General features: G+C 71.0%; 23 protein-coding genes and 1 pseudogene. 5 read left to right on the top strand and 19 right to left on the bottom strand.

The genetic code is table 11. The features are described 5' to 3' along the window. Window positions 1–15: 15 nt before the first annotated feature. The 3 genes and pseudogenes from Aiant_RS20710 to Aiant_RS20700 all read right to left on the bottom strand — a co-directional run. On the bottom strand, window positions 16–1,689 hold the full coding sequence (locus Aiant_RS20710; protein WP_189332085.1) for a solute symporter family protein: 1,674 nt from the start codon (window positions 1,687–1,689) through the stop codon (window positions 16–18). After that, window positions 1,689–2,033, bottom strand: coding sequence for a DUF485 domain-containing protein (locus Aiant_RS20705; protein ID WP_189332086.1), 345 nt, complete (start codon window positions 2,031–2,033; stop codon window positions 1,689–1,691). Before Aiant_RS20705 ends, Aiant_RS20710 begins: the two co-directional genes overlap by 1 nt. 109 nt (window positions 2,034–2,142) lie before the next feature. Beyond that, window positions 2,143–2,646, bottom strand: a pseudogene (locus Aiant_RS20700) (flavin reductase family protein); the annotation flags it as partial. 107 nt (window positions 2,647–2,753) lie between these two features. Here Aiant_RS20700 and Aiant_RS20695 point away from each other — a divergent pair. Then, a complete protein-coding gene (locus Aiant_RS20695; protein ID WP_189332088.1) occupies window positions 2,754–3,032 on the top strand; it encodes a hypothetical protein in 279 nt (92 codons plus the stop codon). On the opposite strand, the gene Aiant_RS20690 is transcribed toward Aiant_RS20695, so the two are convergent. Further along, the gene (locus Aiant_RS20690; RefSeq protein ID WP_212847117.1) at window positions 2,980–3,678 is read right to left on the bottom strand and encodes a GntR family transcriptional regulator; all 699 of its coding nucleotides are present in this window, start codon (window positions 3,676–3,678) and stop codon (window positions 2,980–2,982) included. The two genes, Aiant_RS20695 and Aiant_RS20690, sit on opposite strands and share 53 nt — an antisense overlap. 112 nt (window positions 3,679–3,790) lie before the next feature. Between Aiant_RS20690 and Aiant_RS20685 the strand changes: the two genes are divergently transcribed. Further along, a complete protein-coding gene (locus Aiant_RS20685) occupies window positions 3,791–4,018 on the top strand; it encodes a hypothetical protein (protein WP_189332090.1) in 228 nt (75 codons plus the stop codon). Here the strand turns inward: Aiant_RS20685 and Aiant_RS20680 are convergent. From Aiant_RS20680 to Aiant_RS20645, 8 genes are all read right to left on the bottom strand, one after another. Further along, the gene (locus Aiant_RS20680) at window positions 4,002–5,606 is read right to left on the bottom strand and encodes an ABC transporter permease (protein ID WP_189332091.1); all 1,605 of its coding nucleotides are present in this window, start codon (window positions 5,604–5,606) and stop codon (window positions 4,002–4,004) included. The genes Aiant_RS20685 and Aiant_RS20680 overlap by 17 nt on opposite strands. After that, the gene (locus Aiant_RS20675; protein ID WP_189332092.1) at window positions 5,597–6,376 is read right to left on the bottom strand and encodes an ABC transporter ATP-binding protein; all 780 of its coding nucleotides are present in this window, start codon (window positions 6,374–6,376) and stop codon (window positions 5,597–5,599) included. The genes Aiant_RS20680 and Aiant_RS20675 overlap by 10 nt, the downstream gene beginning before the upstream one ends. Before the next feature lie 386 nt (window positions 6,377–6,762). Then, complete coding sequence (locus Aiant_RS20670) at window positions 6,763–7,443, bottom strand: RlpA-like double-psi beta-barrel domain-containing protein (RefSeq protein ID WP_189332093.1); 681 nt, start codon at window positions 7,441–7,443, stop codon at window positions 6,763–6,765. A 56-nt stretch (window positions 7,444–7,499) separates the two neighbouring features. Then, entirely contained in the window at window positions 7,500–9,125 is a 1,626-nt protein-coding gene (locus Aiant_RS20665; RefSeq protein WP_189332094.1) for a sodium/solute symporter, read from the bottom strand. A 25-nt stretch (window positions 9,126–9,150) separates the two neighbouring features. Next, window positions 9,151–9,534: a DUF485 domain-containing protein gene (locus Aiant_RS20660; protein ID WP_189332095.1), complete on the bottom strand. Its 384-nt coding sequence runs from the start codon at window positions 9,532–9,534 to the stop codon at window positions 9,151–9,153. Between the two features lie 31 nt (window positions 9,535–9,565). Then, window positions 9,566–11,041, bottom strand: a complete 1,476-nt coding sequence (locus Aiant_RS20655; protein WP_229830365.1) for a DUF4153 domain-containing protein — start codon at window positions 11,039–11,041, stop codon at window positions 9,566–9,568. Between the two features lie 113 nt (window positions 11,042–11,154). Beyond that, window positions 11,155–12,192: a HAMP domain-containing sensor histidine kinase gene (locus Aiant_RS20650; RefSeq protein WP_189332338.1), complete on the bottom strand. Its 1,038-nt coding sequence runs from the start codon at window positions 12,190–12,192 to the stop codon at window positions 11,155–11,157. A gap of 11 nt (window positions 12,193–12,203) precedes the next feature. Next, a complete protein-coding gene (locus tag Aiant_RS20645) occupies window positions 12,204–12,905 on the bottom strand; it encodes a response regulator transcription factor (RefSeq protein WP_189332097.1) in 702 nt (233 codons plus the stop codon). Between the two features lie 151 nt (window positions 12,906–13,056). Between Aiant_RS20645 and Aiant_RS20640 the strand changes: the two genes are divergently transcribed. Beyond that, window positions 13,057–13,443 carry a hypothetical protein gene (locus tag Aiant_RS20640; RefSeq protein WP_189332098.1) on the top strand — a complete coding sequence of 129 codons (387 nt, stop codon included), beginning with the start codon at window positions 13,057–13,059 and terminating at the stop codon, window positions 13,441–13,443. A gap of 61 nt (window positions 13,444–13,504) precedes the next feature. On the opposite strand, the gene Aiant_RS20635 is transcribed toward Aiant_RS20640, so the two are convergent. From Aiant_RS20635 to Aiant_RS20620, 4 genes are all read right to left on the bottom strand, one after another. Further along, entirely contained in the window at window positions 13,505–14,242 is a 738-nt protein-coding gene (locus Aiant_RS20635; protein WP_189332099.1) for a LytR/AlgR family response regulator transcription factor, read from the bottom strand. Between the two features lie 37 nt (window positions 14,243–14,279). Further along, the gene (locus Aiant_RS20630; protein ID WP_189332100.1) at window positions 14,280–15,473 is read right to left on the bottom strand and encodes a sensor histidine kinase; all 1,194 of its coding nucleotides are present in this window, start codon (window positions 15,471–15,473) and stop codon (window positions 14,280–14,282) included. A gap of 846 nt (window positions 15,474–16,319) precedes the next feature. After that, the gene (locus Aiant_RS20625; RefSeq protein ID WP_189332101.1) at window positions 16,320–17,915 is read right to left on the bottom strand and encodes a sugar transferase; all 1,596 of its coding nucleotides are present in this window, start codon (window positions 17,913–17,915) and stop codon (window positions 16,320–16,322) included. Window positions 17,916–18,093: 178 nt separating this feature from the next. After that, window positions 18,094–18,957 carry an Fpg/Nei family DNA glycosylase gene (locus Aiant_RS20620; RefSeq protein WP_189332102.1) on the bottom strand — a complete coding sequence of 288 codons (864 nt, stop codon included), beginning with the start codon at window positions 18,955–18,957 and terminating at the stop codon, window positions 18,094–18,096. Window positions 18,958–18,981: 24 nt separating this feature from the next. Here Aiant_RS20620 and Aiant_RS20615 point away from each other — a divergent pair, with 24 nt between their 5' ends. Then, a complete protein-coding gene (locus Aiant_RS20615; protein WP_189332103.1) occupies window positions 18,982–20,163 on the top strand; it encodes a glycosyltransferase in 1,182 nt (393 codons plus the stop codon). On the opposite strand, the gene Aiant_RS20610 is transcribed toward Aiant_RS20615, so the two are convergent. Genes Aiant_RS20610 through Aiant_RS20600 form a run of 3 tightly spaced genes read right to left on the bottom strand, consistent with a single transcriptional unit; the run spans window position 20,135 to window position 22,621 of the window. Next, window positions 20,135–20,866, bottom strand: coding sequence for a CDP-alcohol phosphatidyltransferase family protein (locus Aiant_RS20610; RefSeq protein WP_189332104.1), 732 nt, complete (start codon window positions 20,864–20,866; stop codon window positions 20,135–20,137). The two genes, Aiant_RS20615 and Aiant_RS20610, sit on opposite strands and share 29 nt — an antisense overlap. After that, on the bottom strand, window positions 20,841–21,902 hold the full coding sequence (locus Aiant_RS20605; RefSeq protein WP_189332105.1) for an iron-containing alcohol dehydrogenase family protein: 1,062 nt from the start codon (window positions 21,900–21,902) through the stop codon (window positions 20,841–20,843). The genes Aiant_RS20610 and Aiant_RS20605 overlap by 26 nt, the downstream gene beginning before the upstream one ends. Then, complete coding sequence (locus Aiant_RS20600; protein ID WP_189332106.1) at window positions 21,890–22,621, bottom strand: phosphocholine cytidylyltransferase family protein; 732 nt, start codon at window positions 22,619–22,621, stop codon at window positions 21,890–21,892. The genes Aiant_RS20605 and Aiant_RS20600 overlap by 13 nt, the downstream gene beginning before the upstream one ends. A gap of 71 nt (window positions 22,622–22,692) precedes the next feature. Here Aiant_RS20600 and Aiant_RS20595 point away from each other — a divergent pair, with 71 nt between their 5' ends. Continuing rightward, on the top strand, window positions 22,693–23,787 hold the full coding sequence (locus Aiant_RS20595; protein WP_189332107.1) for an aminotransferase-like domain-containing protein: 1,095 nt from the start codon (window positions 22,693–22,695) through the stop codon (window positions 23,785–23,787). Window positions 23,788–23,790: the final 3 nt, after the last annotated feature.

Raw genomic sequence — 23,790 nt, 5'->3', positions numbered from 1 at the left:
TGTTACGGAGAAGGATCAGTGGGCGCCGTGCCCGGTCAGCGACCGGACCTCCAGCTCGGCGTACTTCTTCTCGTCGGTCTCCTTGCTGAGCACGGTGCCCAGCCAGCCGAAGAAGAAGCCCAGCGGGATCGAGATGATGCCCGGGTTGGACAGCGGGAACCAGTGCCAGTCCTCGGCCGGGAACATCGCGGTGGGCGAGCCCGACACGACCGGCGAGAAGAACACCAGGACGACCGCGCTGAGCAGGCCGCCGTAGATCGACCAGAGCGCGCCGGCGGTGTTGAAGCGCCGCCAGAACAGGCTGTACAGGATGGCCGGCAGGTTCGCCGACGCGGCCACCGCGAACGCCAGTGCGACCAGGAAGGCCACGTTCAAGCTCTGCGCGAAGATGGACAGCGTGATGGCGACGGCGCCGATCACGAAGGCCGAGATCCGGGCGACGTTGACCTCGCTGCGCTCGGACGCCTCACCCCGCTTGATCACGTTGGCGTAGAAGTCGTGCGCCACGCTCGACGACGACGCCAGCGTCAGGCCGGCCACCACGGCGAGGATGGTCGCGAACGCGACCGCCGCGATGATCGCCAGCAGCACCGCGCCGCCGGTCTCGCCACCGAGGTAGTCGACGCCGAGCTTCTGCGCCAGCTGCGGCGCCGCGGTGTTGCCCGCCTTGTCCTGCGCGGTGATCGCCTTGCCGCCCACCAGGGCCGCCGCGCCGAAGCCCAGGGCCAGGGTGAACAGGTAGAACGTACCGATGATGCCGATCGCCCAGAGCACGCTCTTGCGGGCGATCCGGGCAGTCGGGACGGTGTAGAAGCGGGTCAGGATGTGCGGCAGACCGGCCGTGCCGAGGACCAGCGCGAGGCCCAGCGAGAGCAGGTCCATCTTGCTGTAGAACGTCTTCGTCGCGTCACCGGCCGTCTCGACGCCGTACCGCAGGCCGGGTTCGAGGAAGGCGGCACCCTTGCCGGACTGCGCGGCGGCGTCACCGAGCAGCGCGGACAGGTTGAACTTGTAGTGCGCCAGCACCATCAGGGTCATCACCAGGGCGCCGGTCATCAGCATGAACGCCTTGACGATCTGCACGTAGGTGGTGCCCTTCATGCCGCCGACGACCACGTAAACGATCATCAAGGCGCCGACCAGGATGATCGTGACGGTCTTGGCGGTGGCCGCGTTCATCCCCAGGAACGTCTGGTCCGCGGTGATCCCCAGCAGCAGCGACACGAGCGCGCCGGCGCCGACCATCTGGGCGATCAGGTAGAAGATCGAGACCACCACGGTGGAGACCGAGGCGCCGAGCCGGACCGGGCGCTGACGCATCCGGAAGGCGAGCACGTCGGCCATCGTGTACCGGCCGGAGTTGCGCAGGAACTCGGCGACCAGCAGCAGCGCCACCAGCCAGGCGACCAGGAAGCCGATCGAGTAGAGGAAGCCGTCGTAGCCGTAGAGCGCGATCAGGCCGGCGATGCCGAGGAACGACGCGGCCGACATGTAGTCGCCGCCGATCGCCATGCCGTTCTGGAAGCCGGAGAACTGCCGGCCACCGGCGTAGAAGTCGGTGGCGGTCTTGGTCTGCCGGCTCGCCCAGATGGTGATGCCCAGGGTGATCGCCACGAAGATCAGGAACAGCGTGATGGTCAGCGTGCGCGAGGTGCTGGCCGAGACCTCGGCCGCGAGCAGGTTCGGCATCAGGCCACGCCTTCCTCACTGGGAGCGGTGGCCGACTGGTCGATCTCCTGGTAGATCTCGTCGGCGAGCGGGTCGACCTTCTGCGCGGCGAACCTCGCGTAGTACCAGGCGATCACGAACGTGGAGACGAACTGGAGCAGGCCGAGCAGCAGGCCGACGTTGATGTTGCCGACCAGCTTGATCGCCATGAAGTCCCGCGCGTACGCGGTGAGCAGGACATACAGCGCGTACCAGAGGATGAACGCGATCGTCGTCGGGAAGATGAAGCGGCGGAGCGTATGGCGCAGTCGCCCGAATTCCTCGGAGTTCTGCACCTCGAGATATCTCTCGGGGGTGGCCGGCACGGTGTCACCACCTTCGTGGGCGGAGTGGACTTTCCGGCACGGTACGAAGGAAAGCCGCCCACCCCGGCCCGCCGGTCGGCGTCTGCGCTGAGTGGTGGTCTGAGTGCGCTCAGCGGTCGGTCAGCTCGGCATATCGCCCCCGGAAGTGCACCAGTGGCGCGGCGGGACCGGGGAAGAACGCCTCCTCGACAACCGCCTCGACCAGCAGCGCCCACCCGCACGGCCGCTCCGCGGACAACCGGCAGCCGGCCCAGGCCCCGGCGTGCGCCGGCACCGGCCCGTACGCCGTCTGCTGCCACTCGCCGGTGGCGAACAGCCCGCCCGGCGCCGGCATCAGCCCGGCGAACCTGTCGGCGAGCTGCCGGTCGGCCGGGGTGAGCGGGGTGACCGCGAACCGTCCGGCCCGGGAGGCGGCGTCCCAGAAGTCGCTCTCCTCGTCGATCAGGCCGAGCACCCGGCCCGGATCACCGTCGGCGACCAGCACGGAGGAGACGGTCAGCCCGGCCGGGCCGGGGGCGGTCCAGAGCGTGACCGGGGCGGCGAGCCGGCCGCGGAGCCGCCGCACCGGCGACTTGTCCCCGTCCGGCACGGCGAACGGATCGGTGGAATGAATCGTCACCCGGCCATTCTCGGCGATTACAGATCGCGCACGCCGCTACCCGATTTAATTGATCAACGGCTATTTTTTCCTGGGGACCTCCGGCGGGAAGGGGACGGCGCATGCCCCAGGTGGTGTTACGGCCGGGCGACGTCGTTCACGTCGGACCCGACGCGAGCGTGCAGTTCTCCGGCGATCGAGCCCTGACCTTCCGGATCATCAGAATCGACCCCCGGGTCACCTACGACGGCTGGATCTGGCTGGACGGCTATGTCGTCGGCCCGGCCGGCAACGCGTTGCAGCGGCGGCGCATCTTCGTCCGGCAGGACGGCCTGCGCCCGATCCGGGTCAACCGGGTGCCGGCACCTCGTAACGGATCTCGAACTGCTGGCCGGCCTTGATCATCACGGTCACCTCGACCGGCCGCCCGCCGTCGGTGTAACCGATCCGGAACTGCCGCAGCACCGGGATGTCCTCGGGCAGCCGCAGCGCGATGAACTCGGCCACCGTGGCCGGGCGGACCGAGACCTGGTCGGTCGCGTGCCGCACCGGATACCCGAGCGCGGCCAGGGACCCGTCCGGCAGCGGATCCGGTCCGGCCAGGGCGGTGCCCCGGGCCAGGGGGAGCGGATAGTAGCTCCAGCTCAGCTCGGCCGGCTCGCCGTCGAGCAGCCGCAACTGGTGGCGGACCACCACCGGCTCGTCCCGGTCCAGGCCGAAGGCCCGCGCGACCGGGGCCGGGGCCGGTGTCTCGCCGACCTCGAGGAGCTGGGCCTCGGCGCTGGTCAGGCCCGCGGCGACGGTGGCCGGGCGCCGGGCGGTCGCCGTCACCGATCTTCCCTTGTGGCCGGTCACCAGGCCTTCCGCCTTCAGGATGCGCAGGGCGCGGGTGACCGTCATGTTGGTGACCGCATAGCGACGGGTCAGTTCGGCGGTGCTCGGCAGGCGCTGGTGCGGCCCGATGTCACCGGCCAGGATCAGCGCCCGAAGATCACCGGCGAGTTGCCGCTGACGCGAGCGGCGGCCGTCGTCCGGAACGGCAGTCACGGGCAACTCCCTTCAACCGAGAAAGGATCATGCCTCATCAACCCTCGAAAGTGGACAATCGCCGGGCTGTCATCTGATTACACATTTTGTGTAATGTCGTCGGGGGGTGCGAATGACCGACGACTTGCCGCGCGCGGGCGACGTGCTGCACGTCGGTGGTGCCGCGAGCGTCCAGTTCGCGGGCGATCGGGCGTTGACGTTCCGGGTGATTCGCGTCGATCAGCGGCAGACCTATGCCGGTTGGTTGTGGATCGACGGATATGTGCTCGGGCCGACCGGCGATGCCACCGAACGGCGGTTGATATTCGTGCGCCGGGACGGCCTCACGAAACTGCGCTGAGCACTTCCGGCATCCGGCGGTCCAGCCAATCTCCCGCAATTCCGGAACCGACCAGATACGTCGCTGTTCCGTAACCCAGACCGATCGGGAATCCGGCCCAGGTCCAGGCCGGGCCGAGCAGATATCCGGCCAGCACGACCGGCAGCGCACCGACGATTCCGCCCACCATTCCGGCGACGCTCGGCAGGCCCTTGGCCAGTCCGCCGCCGGAGGAGACGGCGAACGGGCCGGTCGACTCGGGCAGGGCGTAGGCGGCGCGTACCGAGATCGGCAGCAGCACGGCGAGGCCGGTGCCGTAGACCGCGAACAGCGTGCCGAGCCGCGCCGGGATCTGCGCCGGATCGTCGGCGAGCAGCCCGGCCACCACCGCGACCAGGATCAGCAGCGGGACCGTGACCAGGGCGTGCGCCGCGGCCCGGGAGTGCACTTCGAGGCGGCCGGGCACCCCGATCGCCAGGTTGGTGGCGTACGCGCTGCCGTCGTACCCGAACTGGTTGGCTAGCGCGACCGGGGCGACCGCGCCGACCATGAAGGCCATCCCGCCGGCCAGTCCGAGGTCCGGCCCGAGCATCGACGACAGCGGCAGGAACAGCCCGGCCATGGTCAGCGCGACCAGGCCGGCCCGCCGCCGGTTCTCCCGCCACCAGTACCGGGTCTCGCGGGCCACCAGCGCGCCGAACCGGGTCCGCGGCCACCATCGGAACATCAGCTGGTCGACCGGTCCGCGGCCGTCCGCCCGGCCGCGCGCGACCCGCCGGCCACCGGAGACCGACGTGCCGGCCATCGCCTGCTCCAGGGTGCCGCGCCACCAGAGGACCAGGCCGCCCGCGGCGACCAGGACGATCAAGACCTTTATCGGTACGACCCACGCCCGCCCCGCCGCGACGTCCAAGCCCATCGAGTACGGCGCCCCGAGCGGCGTCCACCCGCTGACCTCCGCGATCGCCGCGACGTTGTCCCAGTTTGCGCGGTCCACCAGCCCGAGCAGGAGCAACTGCGCCGGCCCGACCGAGGCGGCCACCACGGCCAGCAGGATGGTGGCCAGGTCCCGGGCCCGGCGCGACCGCAGCGCGGTGGCGAACGCGCTGGTCACCGCCCGGCTCAGCAGCACACAGAGCAGCAGCCCGCCGAGCACCCCGGACGCCTCGGCCACCCCGGCCGCCGGTCCGCCCAGCCGGGCCGCGGTGTAGACCATCCCGGTGGTGGCCGCGAAGGTGGCCAGCGCCGGCAGGCCGACCAGCGCGGACGCGCCCAGTCCGGCGATCAGCGTGCGCCGGCGCAGCGGCAGCAGCGCGAAGCGGGCCGGGTCCAGCGTCTCGTCCACCCCGAAGAACAGCAGCGGCAGGAAGAGCCAGCCGAGCATCAGCAGCGCCCCGCCGAACGGCAGCAGCATGCCCGCGGCGCGCTCGTCGTGCAGCATCCCGGGCAGCGCGAACACCGAGTAGCCGAGCACGGCCAGCAGGGTGGCGGCACCCGCGCCGGTCAGGAAGAGGGCGACCCGGGCCGGGCGGCCGCGCAGCCCGTTCGCGGTGAGCCGGAGCTTGAGCCGGACGAACGGCCAGACGCCCGGCCCGCCGGTCAGAGCCATGCCAGCTCCGAGCCGGTGGCCACCCGGCCGCCGACCACCTGTACGAACACGTCCTGGAGCGGGCGGCCGGCGCGGACCGTGTCGAGCGTGCCGTGCATCCGGAGCACCCCGTCCGACATGATCGCGACGTGCGAGCAGAGCCGCTCGACCACCTCCAGCACGTGACTGGAGAAGACCACGGTGCCGCCACCGGCCACGTAGCGCTGGAGGATGTCGCGGATCAGCGCGGCCGCGACCGGGTCCACCGCCTCGAACGGCTCGTCCAGCACCAGCAGCCGCGGGGCGTGCAGCAGCGCGCAGGCCAGGCCGATCTTCTTTTTCATCCCGGCCGAGTAGTCGATCACCAGGGTGCGGTTGTCGGCGCCGAGGTCGAGGACGTCGAGCAGGTCACGGGCGCGCTGGTCGACCACGGCGGCCGGCATGCCGCGCAGCAGGCCGTGATAGGCCAGCAGCTCCGGGCCGCTCAGCCGGTCGAACAGCCGGGCGCCGTCGGGCAGGACACCGACCAGGGACTTGGCCTGGACCGGGGCGTGCCACACGTCGTACCCGAGCAGGAATGCCTGGCCCGCATCGGGCCGCAACAGGCCGACGGCCATCGAGAGGGTGGTGGTCTTGCCGGCCCCGTTGGGGCCGAGCAGGCCGTAGAAGGACCCGGCGGGCACGTCCAGGCTGACCCCGGCGACCGCGAGTTTCGTGTCGAAGTGTTTGACCAGCCCGCGCAACGACATCGCCGCGACCGGCTCGCCCGTGCGTTGTGCCGGCACCGTCATGTCTAAGCAACCTAGCCGGGCATCCGGGCCGCGACCAGCCGGAACACCCGGGCGGCGACACGTTGCGGCGGTCCGGGCAGAACGGCCTGCCGGTTCGGCCGAATCCGGCAATTTCCACAATGGAGAAAAGTAGCCACGATAAGTTCAGTTAATTGACATTTTCGACGCGCTGTCGCGCTGATCACAGCCTTCTGTTTCGGCTTGCTCAATCGACGTCGATCGGCGCAAGATCTGCGCGATCAGCGGGAATCTCGCGATGTGAAGCAGGGGTTGCGTCACGAGTTCTTTGCTGCGTCAGAGAAATACCGGTTGTCATTTACCGGTGCCCGAACGGGCCCGGGTGTTCCGCGGCGAAACGGGGGAATCGCGGAACACCCGGGACCGGATCACCCCACGCGCTCGATCACCGCCCGGCGGATCAGGAATTTGCCCGGCTCGCGCACCAGCTCGAACGCGGCGTTGTTGAGCAGCACGCAACTGCCCGAGGTGGTCTGCACGGTCACCGTGACGCTCTTGTTGTTGTCCAGGTTCGTGACCTTGAGCCGGGTGCCGACCGGGAACGTGCCGCTGGAGGCGAACGGTGCGCCGGCCTCGCCGGACAGCGTCACGGTCGAGCCCTTGCAGACGACCTCACCGGCGCCGGTCCCGGTGGCGGGAGCGGTCGTCGCCGGCGCCTTGGTCGGCGCGGTCACGGCCGGGGCTTTCGTCGGCGTTGTGGCCGGGGCTTTGGTCGGCGCCTTCGTCGGTGCCTTGGTCGGCGCCGCCGGGGCGGCGATGTTCGCGGTGCAGCCCGCCTCCCGGCGCTGCAGGTTGATCAGGTCGACCACGGCCTGCCGGTTCGCCAGCACGGCGTCGGTCTGCGCGGTGCGATGGGCTCGCTGGTCGGCCATGAAGGCGACCGTCTCGCGCAGCGACCGGTCCAGGCCGTCGCAGGTGGTGGCCGCGTTGCTCATCCCGGTGCCGACGGCCAGCGCGCCGCCGGCCAGGGCCGCGATCGCGAGGCCGACCGCGATCTTGCGATTGCGTCCGGTGAGTCCCTGGTCAGCGTTCCGGCGGTATCTCCTCATGCCCGTCACTACGTGGGTGCGTCCGGGCCGGGCCGGGAGTCGTACCTTAAAGATCCTTAATTCCGCAGCGACTCGGGCGCGTGCAGCCGCAGCATGGTCGCGCCGATCTCCGGCGGCACGCGGCGGCTGGTCAGCAGCGAGACGGTGACCATCACCAGGAACGCCAGCGGCACGGTCCAGGCGGCCGGCTGCCCGACGAACTCGGCGATCCCGCTCGGCAGCTCGGCGCCGAACACCGTGACGAACACCGCCACCACCGCGGCCCCGCCGCCGACCAGGATCCCGGCGATCGCTCCGGCGTCGGTCAGCCGCCGCCACCAGATCCCCAGCACCAGCAGCGGGCAGAAGCTCGACGCCGCCACCGCGAAGGCCAGCCCGACCACCCGGGAGACGTCCATTCCGGACAGGAACAGCGACATCGTGATCGGTACGACTGCCGCCAGCACCGTGGCCAGCCGGAAGTCGCGCACCGTCCCGGGCCGCCCCGGCCGCAGCACGTCCGTGAAGATCACCCCGGCGACGCTGGTCAGCAGCCCCGAGGAGGTGGACAGGAACGCCGCCAGGGCGCCCGCGGTGACCAGCGCGCCGAGCAAGCGGCCCAGGTGCCCGCCACCGAGCGCCGCCTCCGGCAGCAGCAGCACCACCGCGTCGGTCCGCCCGGTCATCAGCAGCTGCGGCGTGTAGATCCGGCCGAGCACGCCGTAGAGCGTCGGCAACAGATAGAACAGGCCGACCATCGCCAGCACGACGAGCGTGGTGCGCCGGGCCGACGCTCCGTCCGGATTCGTGTAGAACCGCACCAGCACGTGCGGCAGCCCCATCGTGCCCAGGAACGTCGCCAGGATCAGCGAGTACGTCCCGAACAGCCCGGACTCGCCACCCGGGCGCAGCCAGTCGGCGCCGAACCGGGCGTCGACCGTGTCCACCCTCGGCACCGGGTCACCGGCCTGGAATCGCAGCGTCTGCCCGGCGCTCACCGGGCCGACCCCGTCCAGCACCGCGTCCTGCTGGATCACCACGCTCGTCGCCGCCGGGAACACCGCGCCGGCCGCCGGCGTCACCGCGGGCCGGCCGTCCGACTGCCATTGAAAGATCAAGAAAATTATCGGTACGGCCAGCGCCGTCAACTTCAGCCAGTACTGGAACGCCTGCACGAAGGTGATCGCGCGCATCCCGCCGAACGCCACGTTCGCGGTCACCACCACGCCGATCAGCAGGGCGCCCCAGGCGTACGAGCCGCCGGTGACCGTGGCGAACGTCAGGCCCGCGCCCTGCAACTGCGGCAGCAGATAGAGACAGCCGATGAACAGCACGAACGCGGTGGCCAGCCGGCGCAGGTGGGTGGAGTGCAGCCGGACCTCGCAGAAGTCGGGCAGGGTGAACGCGCCCGAGCGGCGCAGCGGGGCGGCCACGAACAGCAGCAGGGCCAGGTAGCCGGCGGCGAAACCGACCGGGTACCAGAGGACCTCGACGCCGTACCGCAGGATCAGTCCGGCCACGCCCAGGAACGAGGCGGCGGAGAGGTACTCGCCACTGATCGCCGCGGCGTTCCAGGATGGACTGACGCTGCGCGAGGCGACCAGGAAATCCGAGGTGGTGCGGGCGAAACGCAGGCCGTACGCGCCGATGGCGACGGTGATCAGGACGACGATGACCAGGCCCGGGACGAGGTAGGGGTTCACCGGTCCGGCCTACGGATCACGGGGTTCACCGGTCCGGCCTACGGATCACGGCGGTGAAGTCCTGCTCGTTGCGTTCGGCCCAGTGCACGTACGCCGCGCCGACCAGGACCAGGAACGGGAAGGAGAGCACGCCGAGCAGCACCCAGGGCAGGTTCATCCCGAACACCTTGAGCCCGCCCACCGCGGGCGCCACCGCGAACAGCAGCGGCAGCGCGCCCAGCCCGGCCACCACCACCAGCGAGAGGCGCAGGGCCAGCGCCAGCTGAGCCCGGACCAGGCCTTTCACCAGGGCCTCGCCGACCGGGGTCTGCTCGGTCAGGTCGGTGCGCACCGGTTCGGCGGGCCGGCGGCGGGCCGTGGCGTCGCCCAGCACCACCCGGGTGCGCGGGGGCGGCGGTGTGTCGGCCATGTCCGGCAGTCTTGCCGCCCCCGGCGGAATGTCAATAGCCGTACCGCGCCCGGGCGCAGCGTTCCGGGTCGATCGGCCGCGGTTGATCGCCGATCACCGTGAGCGCGGTGGCCCGGCCCAGGTTCCAGGTCTGCCAGCCGTCCTCGCCCCGGTTCAGGCTCAGCTGGTAGAGCACGCAGGTGCGGTCGTGCGGGTCGGCCAGCTTCTCGATCGCCGGCACCGCGTCCAGCGACAGGTCGGACAGGTAACCGACGTCGACCCGATCGGCCGGGCGGTCCACCTGGTTACGCGCGATCAGCAGGTCCGGGTTCGCCGCCGCGAGACCGAGCAGGGCCAGCACGCCGGCCCCGATCGCGGCGCGGGGCAGCCACGGCGCCCGGATCCGGACGCCGGCCAGCAGGACCAGCACCAGGATCACCCCGAACCACACCTCACAGGAGGCGACCAGCAGCCGCAGCCGGGTCAGGCCGTAAGTGTCGATGTACACCTGCATCTGGGCCAGCGCCGAGGCGACGATGACGAGGGTCAGCACGGTGAGGGCGCCGAGGACGACGCGCAGGACCAGGCGGTCGCGGGCCGAGGCGCGGGGCGCCCAGCGGGCCGCGCCGGCCAGCACCACCAGGGTCAGGCCGGTGACGATGCAGAGCTGCCAGAAGCCGGCGCGGGCGTACTCGGCGTAGGTGAGGCCGGCGGTGCGGCGTACGTGCGGGTCGCCACCGAACAGGACGGTCAGGCGTACCGCCACGAATGTGGCGAACAGCAGCGTCAGCAGGCCCAGCGGCACGGCCCATTCCAGCCGGCTCACCTTGCGCCCCTCGGTCTGATCGAGATCGGTCAGGTTCGGCGGGGCGGCGCGCAGGAAGGCGGCGCCGCCGAGCACCGGCGCGACGAAGCAGCAAATGAAGGCCCAGCGCAGCACGCTGTCCGGGCTGATGTCCGGCAGCAGGTTGGCGACCAGGCTCGCGAACTTCGGGTCGGCCGACGCGAAGAGCAGACCGAAGACCGCCAGCAGCAGGACCGAGACGGCCAGCGTGCCGGCGATCCGGATCGGCGCCGGGCCGCGGCCCGGCCGGCGCATCCGCGCCATGCCGCGGACCAGCCAGGGTGCGGACCGCAGGATGGCCACCGGAGCTATCAGGTACGTCGTGGCGACCGCCCGCATCGACCGGCCGGCCCCGATCGCCAGGGCGAAGGTGACCGTCGCGGTCACCACGCAGAGCGCGAACAGCCACCCGGCGGCGCGGAACGTGCCCACCCCGAGCAGCGCGATCGTGGCGACGGCCCAGATCGGCCGGTCCCAGCGCGCCGGTTCCGCGCGCGGCGGCACCAGCGCCGGGACCGTGCTCGCCGACGGCCGGGCCACCAGCAGGGCGATCGCACCGGCCACCGCGGTGACCAGCCAGCCGAGGCCGACCTGGCCCAGCGGCAGGCTCAGCGCGGCCACCGCGGTGGCCGCGCCGATCGCGACGACCGTGCTCGGCGAGGCCGGTCGGGCCGGACCGGGCATCCGGCGGCCCCAGGGAGCGACGTTCGGCCAGGGGCCGTGCAGCGGCCCATTTAGAGGGATTTGTACCTGCTTGAAGGCTGGAGGTGCCGTGGACATGTCGATTCGTCCTTTTCCTACAGAGGGAGGCGCACGTGGATGTGGCAGCCGCGGCGCTCGGTCGGCTCGACCACGGCGATCGTTCCGTTGTGGAGCTGCACCACCCAGCGGGCGATGGCGAGGCCCAGGCCGGTGCCGCCACCGGTGGGCCGCTCACCCCGGGTGAAGCGTTCGAAGACCCGCTCCCGGTCCGCCACCGGGATGCCGTCACCCTGGTCGGTGACGGCGATCAGCACCTGCTCGTCGCGGCGCTCGGCGCGCAGCGTGACCAGGCCGGACGGCGGGCTGTGCCGGGCCGCGTTGTCGAGCAGGTTCGCGAAGACCTGGTGCAGCCGGGCCCGGTCACCGGGCAGCACCAGCGCCGGGGCGGCGACCTCGAAACGCACGTCCTGGCCGATGCCGTCGGCGTTCACCTTCGCCTCGCGGACCACCTCGTCCAGGAACTCCGGCACGTCGATCAACTCGCGGTGCATCGGCACCACGCCGGCGTCCAGCCGGGACAGGTCCAGCAGGTCGGTGACCAGGCGGCTGAGCCGCTCGGTCTGGGCCAGGGCGGTGCGCATGGTCTCCGGCTCGGTGTCGGCGACCCCGTCGACGATGTTCTCCAGCAGGCCGCGGAGGGCGGTGATCGGCGTACGCAACTCGTGCGAGACGTTCGCGATCAGCTCCCGCCGCTGCCGGTCCGCGGCCGCCAGGTCGGCGGCCATCTGGTTGAAGGCCTCGGCGAGCTCGCCCACCTCGTCCTGCGACCGGGTGCGGATCCGGCGGGTGTAGTCGCCGCGGGCCATCGCCCGGGCCGCGACCGTCATCTCGCGCAGCGGAATGGTCGCTCCGTGCGCCATCACTTGCAGGGTGACCAGGCCCAATGCGGCTGCGATGCCGATCCACAGGACGTCGACCCGATAGAAGTCGATGCTCCACAGGAAGACCAGCAGACCGATGCCGCCGGCGAAGCCCAGCGCCAGGGAGAGCTTCGCCTTGATCGAGCGGACCGGGTCGAGCGGGCGTGGCAGCCAGCGGAACAGCCGGGCGGCCACGTCGTGCACGAGCTGCATCAGGCGGGCGATCATCGATCGACTTCCAGGGCGTAACCGACCCCGTGCACGGTACGGATGAGGTCCGCCCCGAGCTTGCGCCGCAGCCCCTTGATGTGGCTGTCCACAGTGCGGGTTCCGGAGGCGTCCGCCCAGCCCCACACCTCGGCCAGCAACCGCTCCCGGGGGAGCACCGTGCGCGGCGCCCGGGCCAGGTGCACCAGCAGGTCGAACTCGGTGGGGGTCAGATGCTTCTCGGCGCCGGCCCGGAGGACCCGGCGCTCCGCCTGATTGATCTCCAGGTCGCCGAACCGGATGGTGGGCGGGCCGGCCGCCGGTCGCGGCGCCGCGGCCACCTTGTCGACCCGGCGCAGCAGCGCGTGCACCCGGGCGGCCAGCTCGCGCATCGAGAACGGCTTGGCCATGTAGTCGTCGGCGCCGACCGCGAGCCCGACCAGCAGGTCGGTCTCCTCACCGCGGGCGGTCAGCATCAGCACCGGGACCGGGCGTTCGGCCTGGATGCGGCGGCAGACCTCGAGGCCGTCGAAGCCCGGCAGCATCACGTCCAGGACGATCACGTCGGGCGGGAGGCGCCGGGCGGCCTCGACCGCGCTCGGGCCGTCCCCGGCGATCTGCACCAGGAAGCCCTCGGCACGCAGCCGGGCCGCCACCGCGTCCGCGATGGCCCGATCGTCCTCGACGACGAGAACCCGTCGCTCGGTCGTCGTCTCCACGCGCCCTCACCCCTGTTTTCGTTCGTGCTGACGGCGACCGGGCCGGTGCGCCCCCGTGACTCACCGGCCCGCGTCGCGTGTCAGCAGCTTATTGATCGCTCGGGGAGGGCTGGAGATGGAGTTGTGAACGACTTGTGGAGATGATGGCCGGGTGGCGTACACGGTCGAGGTGGAGCGGCGCTTCCGCGCCCGGCAGGGCCTGACGGCCGCGGTCCGATCGGTGCTCGCCCCGGGCGAGGACGTCCCGGTGCTGCTCCGGATCGGGGTGGACTTCGAGGACGCCCAGCTCACCGGCCGCGGCTGGTTCTTCGACACGGACGTGGCCGGCGACCTCCTGGACAAGTGCTGTGCCGAGCTGGCCGGTGCGGTGTGGACGTCGCTGTTCCCGTTCCGGCCCACGTTCGAGCTGGTGGCCCGCGATCTTTACGAGCGCCTGGCCGCCGGGATCCCCCAGCTGGCCTTCGTCGAGCTGCGGGACGAGGCGTTCGGCACGGTCACCCGCTACCACCGGCCGGTGGACGTCGGAGAATCACCGTGACTCCTGGGGCCTGTGGATAACTCTGTGGAGAAACCTGTGGGGCTGTGGATAAGCGTGTGGATTAGCGGGTCCAGTCGTGCTTGGCGGCCCGGATCAGGCGGTCCTTCAGCTCGCGGGTGTGCCGGCGGCTGACCGGCAGGTCCACGCCGTCGACCGCGACCACGTAGCCGGAGTTGGTCAGCCGCAGCTCGGTGACCAGGCGCAACTGCACCAGGTAGGAGCGGTGGATGCGGACGAAACCGGCGTTCGCCCAGCGCTCGGCCAGGGTGGCCAGCGAGACCCGGACCAGGTGCGAGGCGTCGGCGGTGTGCAGCCGGGCATAGTCGCCCTGTGCCTCCACCCAGCGCACCGAGGACCGCGGCAGCATCCGGGTGGTGCCGGCCAGCTCCACCGGGATGGCCGGCTCGTCCGGGGCGATCGCCGGGGCCGGCGCGGACCGCAGCCCGGCCACGCGGCGCAGGGACTCGCCGAGCCGTTCGGCCCGCACGGGTTTCCGGACATAATCCGTCACGCCCAGGTCGAAGGCGTCGACGGCGCCGTCGTCGTACGCGGTGACGAACACGATCGCCGGCGGATGCGCGAAACGGCGCAGGATCCGGGCCAGCTCCATGCCGTCCAGGCCGGGCATCCGGATGTCCAGGAAGACCGCGTCCACCTCGGTGTCGCGCAGCACCCGCAGCGCCTCGGTCGCGTCGCCGGCCCGGTGCACGTAGGCGACCCGGCCGTCCGCGTTCAACAGGTACGCCAACTCGTCCAGGGCCGGTGGCTCGTCGTCCACGGCCAGCACCACGAGGCTCATGCCCGCCTCCGCGGCGTCGTCGCGGCGCGCGGCCGGGTCATGCCCGCACCTGGGGGTGGAATTTCGGCACCCGCATGCTCACCTTCGTCCCCGCGCCCGGGGCGGTCTCGACGATCAGGCCGTGATGATCGCCGAACACCGATCGCAGGCGCTCGTCCACATTGACCAGGCCGACGTGCTGGCCGTCGTCGCCGTCCGCGCTCTCCAAGCCGAACACCGACGGATCCATGCCGACCCCGTCGTCCTCGACCGTGATGTGACACTCGGCGCCGGCGTCACGGGCTTCGATGCTCACCATACCGACGCCGGGTTTGCGGGACAGGCCGTGCCGGACCGCGTTCTCCACCAGCGGCTGAAGGCAGAGGAACGGCAGCCCGACCGGCAGCACCTCGGGCGCGATCTGCAATCTGACCTGGAGCCGGTCGCCGAAGCGGGCGCGCTCGATGGTCAGGTAGCGATCGATCGAGCGCAGCTCCTCGGCCAGCGTGGTGAACTCGCCGTGCGCCCGGAACGAGTACCGGGTGAACTCGGCGAACTCCAGGATCAGCTCACGCGCCCGCTCCGGGTCGGTGCGCACGAACGAGGCGATCGCGGTCAGCGCGTTGTAGATGAAGTGCGGGCTGATCTGCGCGCGCAGAGCCCGCACCTCGGCCCGGGCCAGCCGCTCCCGGGAGGAGTCGAGCTCGGCGAGCGCGAGCTGCGACCCGGCCCAGCGAGCCGCCTCCAGTGTGGCCTGCACCAGACCCGGCGCCGGCTGGTCGTCGGCGACCGCGACCAGAGCCGCCGACGCCGCGCCGTCCGGCCCGGGCAGCGGCGCGATCACGGCGCCGCGGACCACGCAGTCGACCCGGTCGCAGGGCAGATCCGCGGCGGTCAGCACGATCGATCGGCGCGTGCTCACCGCTCGCTGCGCGGCGGCGGTCAGCTGGTCGGTGTGGTGGTGGCCGCGACCGTCGAACGCCAGGCACCGCTCGGCGTCGGCGAGACTCAGCCCGACCGCGCCGACCAGTGCCCGCAGATGCCGCACCGCCTTGGCCGCGGTCGCCTGGCTGAGCCCGGCCCGCAACGGCTCGGCCGCCAGCGAAGCCGTGTGCAGCACCTCGTAGGTCGCCCGCTGCATCGTGGTGGCGATCCCGCGCCGGGCTCGCAGCCGCAACACGGCCACGACGGCGGCCGCCAGCGCCGCCAGCACGGCGAGCACCGCCAGCACACTCCCGATCTGCCCCGCCACGGCACAGATCCTCGCCCCTCGAAGCCCTTCGCGCCATGCCCAGCCCTCGCCAGGCCACCATCAGCCACGCCGTCCTTCCCTGCACCCCTCACGCTCCGTCCCCCGGGCCATGCGGTCGCCACTCCCGGTCCACAGCCGGCGTGGTCGGCGAGCCGACCGCGACATGGCTGGTCGCGGTTCGCTGCCAGGGTGCGGTGCGCGGCGGGGTGCGGTGCGGATGCCAGGCCATGGGGTCGCTGGTCGTGGTAGCGGCCGCCGCTCCCGGTCCGCAGTCGGTTGCGGTGGCGTCATGAGCGCTCGGGACAAGCTCGTGGCTCCGGCTGGTCGCGGTAGCCCTATCCGGCCGGGCGATAGGGCCATGGGCGCCAGCTCGGGGAGTCCGGCTGGTCGTGGTGGCCCTGTTTGGGCGTGCGATAGGGCCATGAGCGCCAGCTGGGGGTCCGGCTGGTCGAGGTGGCCTTAGCCGGGTGTGCGATGGGGCTGTGGGTGCCAGCTCGGGGAGTCCGGCTGGTCGTGGTGGCCCTATTCGGGCGTGCGATAGGGCCGTGGGGGCCAGCTCGGGGTTTGGCGGGACGGGGCTGGGCGGGCTGCGTTGGCTGGGACGGCGGCGGGGTTGGGGGTTCCGTGAGTGGCCACGGGCAATGAAGGACGCGGGGATTGTTTTGGACGCGCAGCGGCCAGATCCCCGTGTCCGGCCCGCGCGGGAGCGTGCGATCCGTACCCGAGCGGACGCGCGTATATGGGGATCTTGAAGTTGATCTTCCAGGCTTGAGAGAACGGGTTGCGGAAACCAAAACGGCCCGCGACGTTGGGGGCGTCGCAGGCCGTGGGTGGAGCGGGCTGGCGTCAGTAGGCGCCCTTGCGCTTGAGGACGACCCAGATGGTGCGCCAGAGGATGCTCAAGTCGTAGGTGAGCGACCAGTTGTCGACGTAGTAGAGGTCCAGGCGGACCGCCTCGTCCCAGGAGAGGTCGGAGCGGCCGCTCACCTGCCAGAGGCCGGTGATGCCGGGGCGGACCAGCAGGCGGCGGCGGACGTCGCCCAGGTAGTCGCCGTCGTCGGCGGGGAGCGGGCGGGGGCCGACCAGGGACATCTCGCCCTTGAGCACGTTGATCAGCTGGGGCAGCTCGTCGAGGGACGTCGCGCGCAGTTTCTGGCCGAACGCGAAGATGCGCGGGTCGTGCTTCATCTTGAAGAGCATGCCGTCGGACTCGTTGAGCTCTTCGAGGGTGGCCTTGCGCTCCTCGGCGTCTACGTACATGGTCCGGAACTTCCAGACCTTGAAGGTGCGGCCGTCGTGGCCGACCCGGGTCTGCCGGAAGATCACCGGGCCGGGGTCGGAGAGCCGGATGCCGATCGCGATGACCGCCAGGATCGGGCTGATCAGCAGCAGGCCGATGGCGGCGGCGACCCGGTCGAGCAGGTTTTTCACCAGCCAGCCGGGGCCGGAGAGGGTGGGCTCCTCGACGTGCAGCAGCGGCAGGCCCTCGATCGGGCGGATGTGCACGCGGGGGCCGGCGATGTCGGTGAGCTGTGGCGCGACGACCAGGTCGACGCCGGTGCCCTCCAGCTGCCAGGCCAGGCGGCGCAGCTCGCCGGGCTCGGCGCTGGCCGAGCCGCAGACCGCGATGGTGTCCGCGCCGACCTCACGGACCAGCGAGAGCACGTCGCGACCGGCGTAGACCGGGACGGGCGTCTCGATGCCGCGGGCGGAGGCGTAACCGTCGGTGATGTGGATGGCGACCGGGATCAGGCCGGCGGCCGGGCTGCGGGTGACCGCGGTGTAGACCTCGAGCGCCTCGGGCAGCGTGCCGACCAGGATCATCCGGTGCGCGCCGTGACCGGTGCGGCGCCGGGAGAGGTGCAGGACCTGCCTGGCGGTGACCCGGCAGAGCAGGATGAACAGCAGCGAGCACAGCGAGACCGTGGCGACCGTGCCGCGGGACAGGTCGGTCTTGGTGGCGAACGCGAGCAGCGACACGGCGGCCACCACGGTGACCGAGGTGCGCACGATCCGCTTGAACTCCTCGCTGCCCAGACCCAGGTAACGGCGGTCGTAGGTGCCGTTGGTCCAGAGCAGGAGCAGCCAGCCGAGCGGCAGGACGACGTAGGCGAAGAAGCTGAAGAGATCGGGCCCCTGGAAGAAGAGCCAGCTCTTGTCCTGGAAACCGCTCTTGGACTTCTCCAGCGACACGTCGGCGATCTTGCTGGCCGCCAGAGTGGAGATCAGGTCGAGCAGGACCAGCGCCGCGGTGTACGGCCGGTGCCACCGGGAGAGCCGGCGGTGCTGGCGGGTCCACGCCGAACGGGGAACGCCGTTGCTCGGTGGCTGCTGCTGTTGTTGCGGCCACTCGAAGCTGTCGTACCCCACGGGTTTACTCCGGCTGCCGTCGGTCGTTGGGCGATGCAGGCTAGTCGTCACTTCGCCTACGTCCTCCCGCATCCGGAAAAAGATTACGCACCGCCACGACCTCGTAATCGTCGTCGGGTCCACCGATACCCGTTCGCGTCACAACGGTGTCCAGGGACCGGGCCACTATACCGATGGATCGGCCGGAGAGAAGGTGACGTTGTGGTAGCAATCCTTACCGCCACGGTCCGTAATCGAGCGATGGCGGTTCTCACCGGACCAACTTGGACAGGCGGCGATCGGCGAGGGGTTTACCGCCGGTCTGGCAGGTAGCGCAGTATTGCAGGCTCTTGTCGGCGAAGGAGACCTCTCGCACGGTGTCCCCGCAAACCGGGCAAGGTAGACCCGTCCGGGCGTGCACCCGCATGCCGGCTCGCTTCTCGCCCTTGAGCTCGGCCGCTTTCTGCCCGACGGAGCGCTGGACCGCGTCGGTCTCCACTTCGCGCATCGCCTCGTAGAGCGTGGTGATCTGCTCGTCGGTGAGCTTGCCGGTCAGCGCGAACGGCGACATCTTGGCCACGTGCAGGATCTCGTCGGAGTAGGCATTGCCGATCCCGGCCAGCACCTCCTGGTCGACGAGCACGCCCTTGACCTGACCGTTGCGGGACCTGATCGCGGCGGCGAACTCGTCACGGCTGACCGCGAGGGCGTCCGGGCCGAGCCGGGACACGCCCGGGACCTCGGTCAGCGGGTCGCGGACCAGGTAGGCCGCGAGGGATTTCTGGGTGCCGGCCTCGGTCAGGTCGAAGCCGGAGCCGTCGTCGAGCCGGAGCCGGATCGCGATCGGGCCGCTGCCCGGCTTGAGCGGGGCGGGCGACTTGAAAGCGTCCCGGTAATGCAGCCAGCCGGCCCGGGCCAGGTGCACGACCAGGTGCACCTCGGGGCCGATGCCGATGTCCAGGAACTTGCCGTGCCGGCCGGCCGAGGTCAGTGGCAGGCCGGTCAGGGCGGAGGGCGCCGGATCATACGTTTTCAGCGCGCTGAACGAGGAGACCTCGAAGCGCTGCACGGTGTGGCCGACCGCACGCTCCCGCAGGTACGCAGCGAGCGCCTCGACCTCGGGGAGTTCGGGCACCCGTCCACGGTAGCGTTCTGACCCGTGAAGGTGGTGGTGGCACACAACCGGTATCGCGAGGCGATCCCCTCGGGGGAGAACGTCATCGTCGACACCGAGATTTCCCAGTTGCGGGCGGCGGGCCTGGAGGTCGTGCCGTTCCAGCGCAGCTCGGACTCGATCGAGACGATGTCGGCGGCGCAGAAGGCGCTGCTGCCGGTCTCGCCGATCCTCGGGATCGCGGCGCAACGCGACCTCGCGGCACTACTCGAGGCCGAAAAACCGGATATTCTTCACATCCATAATCCATATCCTCTCATTTCACCGCGAGTGATCCGGACCGCGCACCGCTTCGGGGTGCCGGTGATCCAGACGGTGCACAACTACCGGCAGGTCTGCTCCTCCGGGCTCTACTTCCGGGACGGGCACAACTGCCACGACTGCCGCGGCAAGCTGCTCGGCTGGCCGGCGATCAGGCACAAGTGCTACCGCGGCTCGGCCGCGCAGAGCGCGATCATGGCCACCACACTGGCCGTGCACCGCCCCACCTGGCACTCGGTGGACCGCTACATCGCGCTGACCGACAAGATCGCCGCCCACCTGATCGACTACGGCATCCGGCCCGAGCACATCGTGATCAAGCCCAACGGTCTGCCTGACCCGGGACAGCCCGACCCGCTGGGTGAGGGTTTCCTGTACGGCGCCCGCCTCTCCCCCGAGAAGGGCCTCGGCCTGCTGCTCGACGCCTGGCGGCAGCACCCGGACGGCGCCCTCGGGACGCTGCGCATCGCCGGCGACGGCGAGTTGCGTCCGCTGGCCGAGCAGGTCGCCGCCGAGCGCGCCGACGTCACCTATCTGGGTCCCCTGGACCGTGCCGGGATGACCGCGGCCCGCCGGGCCTCGGCGGTGGTGGTGGCGGTCCCGACCTGGGAGGACGTGCTGCCCACCGTGGTGCTCGAGGCGATGTCGGCGGGCCGGCCGGTGCTCGGCACGGCGGTCGGCGGGGTGCCGTACATGATCGGGGAGGGCCCGGACGCGGGTGGCTGGCTGGCCCGGCCGGACGTCGCCGCGCTGGCCGCGGCCCTGCCGGTGGCGCGCGACGGCGCCGCCCGGACAGCGACCGCGGCTCGCGAGCGCTATCTGCGCCACTTCCATCCCGACGTGCTGACGAAGCGGCTGATCGAGGTTTACACCGAGCTCAGCCGCGCAGCGCGGCCCGCCCGGTGAAGGCGATGCTGGCGGCCAGGAAACCCGCGTTCACCAGGGTGAACAGCGCGACGAACCAGACGGTCCACTGCGGAGCCACGGTGAGCAGCACCCCGGCCAGGGTGATCACCGCGCCGTAGTCGCGGACCAGCTTGACCGCCCGGATCGGCAGCGACCGGCTGGTCACCATGCTCGCCGCCTGCTCGCCACCCTGCATCACCGAGGTGACCAGGTTGACCATCCAGGTGGCGGCGAACGCGGCGAGCAGCCAGGCCGGGGTGTCCGGCTCCTGCGCCTTGGCGACCGACGCGAGCGCGGCCACCAGGGCGGACTGCACGGCCACGTCGCAGAGCACGTCGAGCCGGCCGCCGGCCGTGCTGGTCTGCCCGGTCACCCGGGCCAGCTGGCCGTCGGAGCAGTCGAACGCGTACGCCAACTGCCAGCCGACCAGCGCGATCAGGCCGATCAGCCAACTCCACACCCGGCCGTCGGCGACCGGGCCGGCGGTGGCGATCACCACGAACGAGGTGAGGCACCCGATGCCCAGGTTGCCGATGGTCATGACGGTCGGGCTGAGCCTGTTCCGATAAGCGAACACGGCGAGCCGGGCGCCGATCCGCTGGCTCACCGCCTCGCTGAACAGCCCGCCACCGCGGTTGACCGCGTAGTAGTCAGCCGCGGTGGGCGCCGGGCCCGGCTCAGCGGGCCGCGAGGGCGTTCTCATACTCGCTCAGCCTCTGGAGGGTCTCCTCCGGCGTCATCGCCAGATGTTCGAGAATCGTGTACCGGTCCGGCCGGGTCCGCGGGGCGAACTCGACCGCCCGGGCGAACTGGTCGGCGTCCAGTCCGACGTCGGACGGCGTCCGGGGAAGCTGGTGCCGCTCCAGGCAGTCCGCCATCTGAACGAACCGACGCGTGTCGCCGCGCAGGAACGTGCAGAACAGCGCGCCGAGACCGGCCAGCTCACCGTGTGATGCGGTGGCCGGGAACAGCGAGTCGATGGCGTGCATGATCTCGTGGCAGCCGCCGCTGGACGGCCGGCTGCTGCCGCAGACCGCCATCGCCAGGCCGCTGGAGATCAGCGCCTCGGCCAGCACGGTGACGAACGCGTCGTCGGTCATGTCGCCGGGCATGGTCAGCACCGCCTCGGCGCCCATCCGGGCCAGCGAGGCGGCCAGGCCGTCGACCGGCTCGCCACGCACCTGCCGGGCCAGCTCCCAGTCGGCCAGCGCGCTGATGTTGCTGATCACGTCGCCGATGCCGGCCCGGTTGACCCGCTCCGGCCCGTTCTCCACGAAGTCCAGGTCGACGATCACGCCGAACGGGATGTGCACCCCGTACGACCCCTTGATCCCGTCGTTGATCAGGCTGGCCACCGGCGAGGCGATGCCGTCGTTGGCCAGGCTGGTGGCGACCGAGACCATCGGCAGGCCCCAGCGGCTCGCGGCGTATTTCGCGGTGTCCACCGTCTTGCCGCCGCCGATGCCGACCACCGCGTCGAAGTTCCCCGAGCGCAGCTTGTCAGCCAGCTCCAGGGCGGCGTCCAGGGTGCCGCCGGTGGTGACGTAGACGGTCGCCGACTGCAGCGACGGGCGCAGCAGGTCGACGATCTGCTCGCCGATGCCGGGCCCGACCACCACGGCCACGTCCCCGCCGGAGGAGATCCGGCCGTCCGCGAGGATCCGGCCGAGATCGGCGACCGCGCCCCGCCGCACGTCGATGTGCAGCGGGGTCTGGACGCTACGGGCTAGTAGCGGCATGCGATGTCCCGGGCTTTCGCCAGGTCGTCGTGGTTGTCCACCTCGACCCACGGTAGGTCGCCGATGGTCGCGGCGCGGACCTCGCCGCCACGGTTCGCGTACTCCTGGAAGCCGTCCTCGTAGTAGAGGTCGGGGTTGCGCTCGAAGGTCGTCTTCAGCGCGTCGGCCAGCGCGGCCGCGGCGGACGCCTCGATGATGTTGGCGCCGATGTACTCGCCGAACGCCTCGGACGGCTCCATCAGCTTAGTGATCTTGGTGAGCTGGCCGTTCTCGTCGAAGACGGTCTTCATCTCCTCGTCGGCCAGCTTCTTCACGTTGTCGACGGCGAGCAGGATGCTCGGGCCCCGGTTGGCGAGCAGGGTCTGCTCGACGCTGACCGGGTGCACGGTGTCGCCGTTGACCATCAGCGCGCCCTGCGCGAAGTGGTCCCGGGCCAGCCAGAGCGAGTACGCGTTGTTCCACTCCTCGGCCTTGTCGTTGTGCACCAGGGAGATCTTCACGCCGTACTTGTTCTGGAAGGCCTCGACCCGCTCCTCCACGGCGCTCGCGCAGTAGCCGACGACGATGGTCACGTCGGTCAGCCCGGCGGCGGCCAGGTTGCGCAGCGAGATGTCCATGATCGTGGTTTCCCCGTCGACCGGGACGAGGGCCTTCGGCAGCGTATCCGTGTACGGGCGCAGGCGGCGCCCGGCGCCGGCGGCAAGCACCAGACCGATCATGGGTGTTCCTTCCAATGGAAAAGGGGTGTGCCCCGGAAGGATACCCACCGTTCACTTCTAAGCTGTCAGCTATGACCGCTGAGCAGCTCATCTCGTTCGCCCGTGGTGCTCCGTCGCTGGACATCGTCGACGTGGAGGGCCTGAAGGCCGCCGCCGCCCGTGCCTTCGACGCCGATCCGGCCGGGGTCACCGCGTACGGCACGTCCGTCGGTTACCTCCCGCTGCGGAAGTGGATCGCCGACAAGCACGGCGTCTCGCCGGACCAGGTCATCGTGACCAACGGCTCGCTCCAGGCCGACGCGTTCCTCTTCGGCCACCTGGTGCAGCCCGGCGACGACGTGGTCGTGGAGAAGCCGACCTACGACCGCACCCTGCTCAACCTGCAGAACCTCGGCGCCAAGGTGCACCAGGTGACGCTGCGGCCGGACGGCATCGACATCGACGAGCTGCGCGCCCTGCTGGAGTCCGGGGTCCGGCCGAAGCTCGCGCACATCATCCCGAACTATCAGAACCCGGCCGGTCTCACGCTCTCCGCGGAGAAGCGGCGGGCGCTGCTGGCCCTGGCCGAGCAGTACGAGTTCATCATCTTCGAGGACGACCCGTACGTGGACATCCGGTTCCGCGGCGAGGCGCTCCCGTCGATGCTCTCGCTGGACACCAACAACTCGGTGGTGCACGCCTCCAGCTTCACCAAGACGGTCTGCCCCGGCGTGCGCGTCGGTTACCTGGTCGGCCCGGCCGCGCTGATCGACGCGATCGCGAAGAAGGCGACCAACCTGTACATCTCGCCGGGCATGGTGTCCGAGGCGATCGTCCACCAGTTCTGCGTCTCCGGCGACATCGAGAAGTCGGTCCGGACGGTCAGCGCGGCCCTGGGCGAGCGGGCGAAGGTGCTGGCCGACTCGATCCGCAAGCACATCCCGGGTGCCACCTTCACCGAGCCGGACGGCGGATACTTCCTCTGGGTGGACCTGCCCGCCGACGTCGATGTGGACAAGCTCTTCCCGGCGGCCATGAAGAAGGGCGTCGCGATCGTCAAGGGCAGCGACTTCCTGCTGGAGGGCGGCCGGAGCTCGGTGCGCCTGGCCTACTCCGCGGTCACCGTCGACCAGATCGACGAGGGTGTGCGGCGGCTCGCGGCCGCCATCGACGAGGTTCGCGCCTGACGG

Origin of the sequence: Actinoplanes ianthinogenes, from assembly GCF_018324205.1 — a bacterium.
Lineage (GTDB): Bacteria > Actinomycetota > Actinomycetes > Mycobacteriales > Micromonosporaceae > Actinoplanes > Actinoplanes ianthinogenes.
The sequence above is the reverse complement of the archived record's forward strand: the minus strand, read 5'-3'. Positions and strand labels throughout refer to the sequence as shown.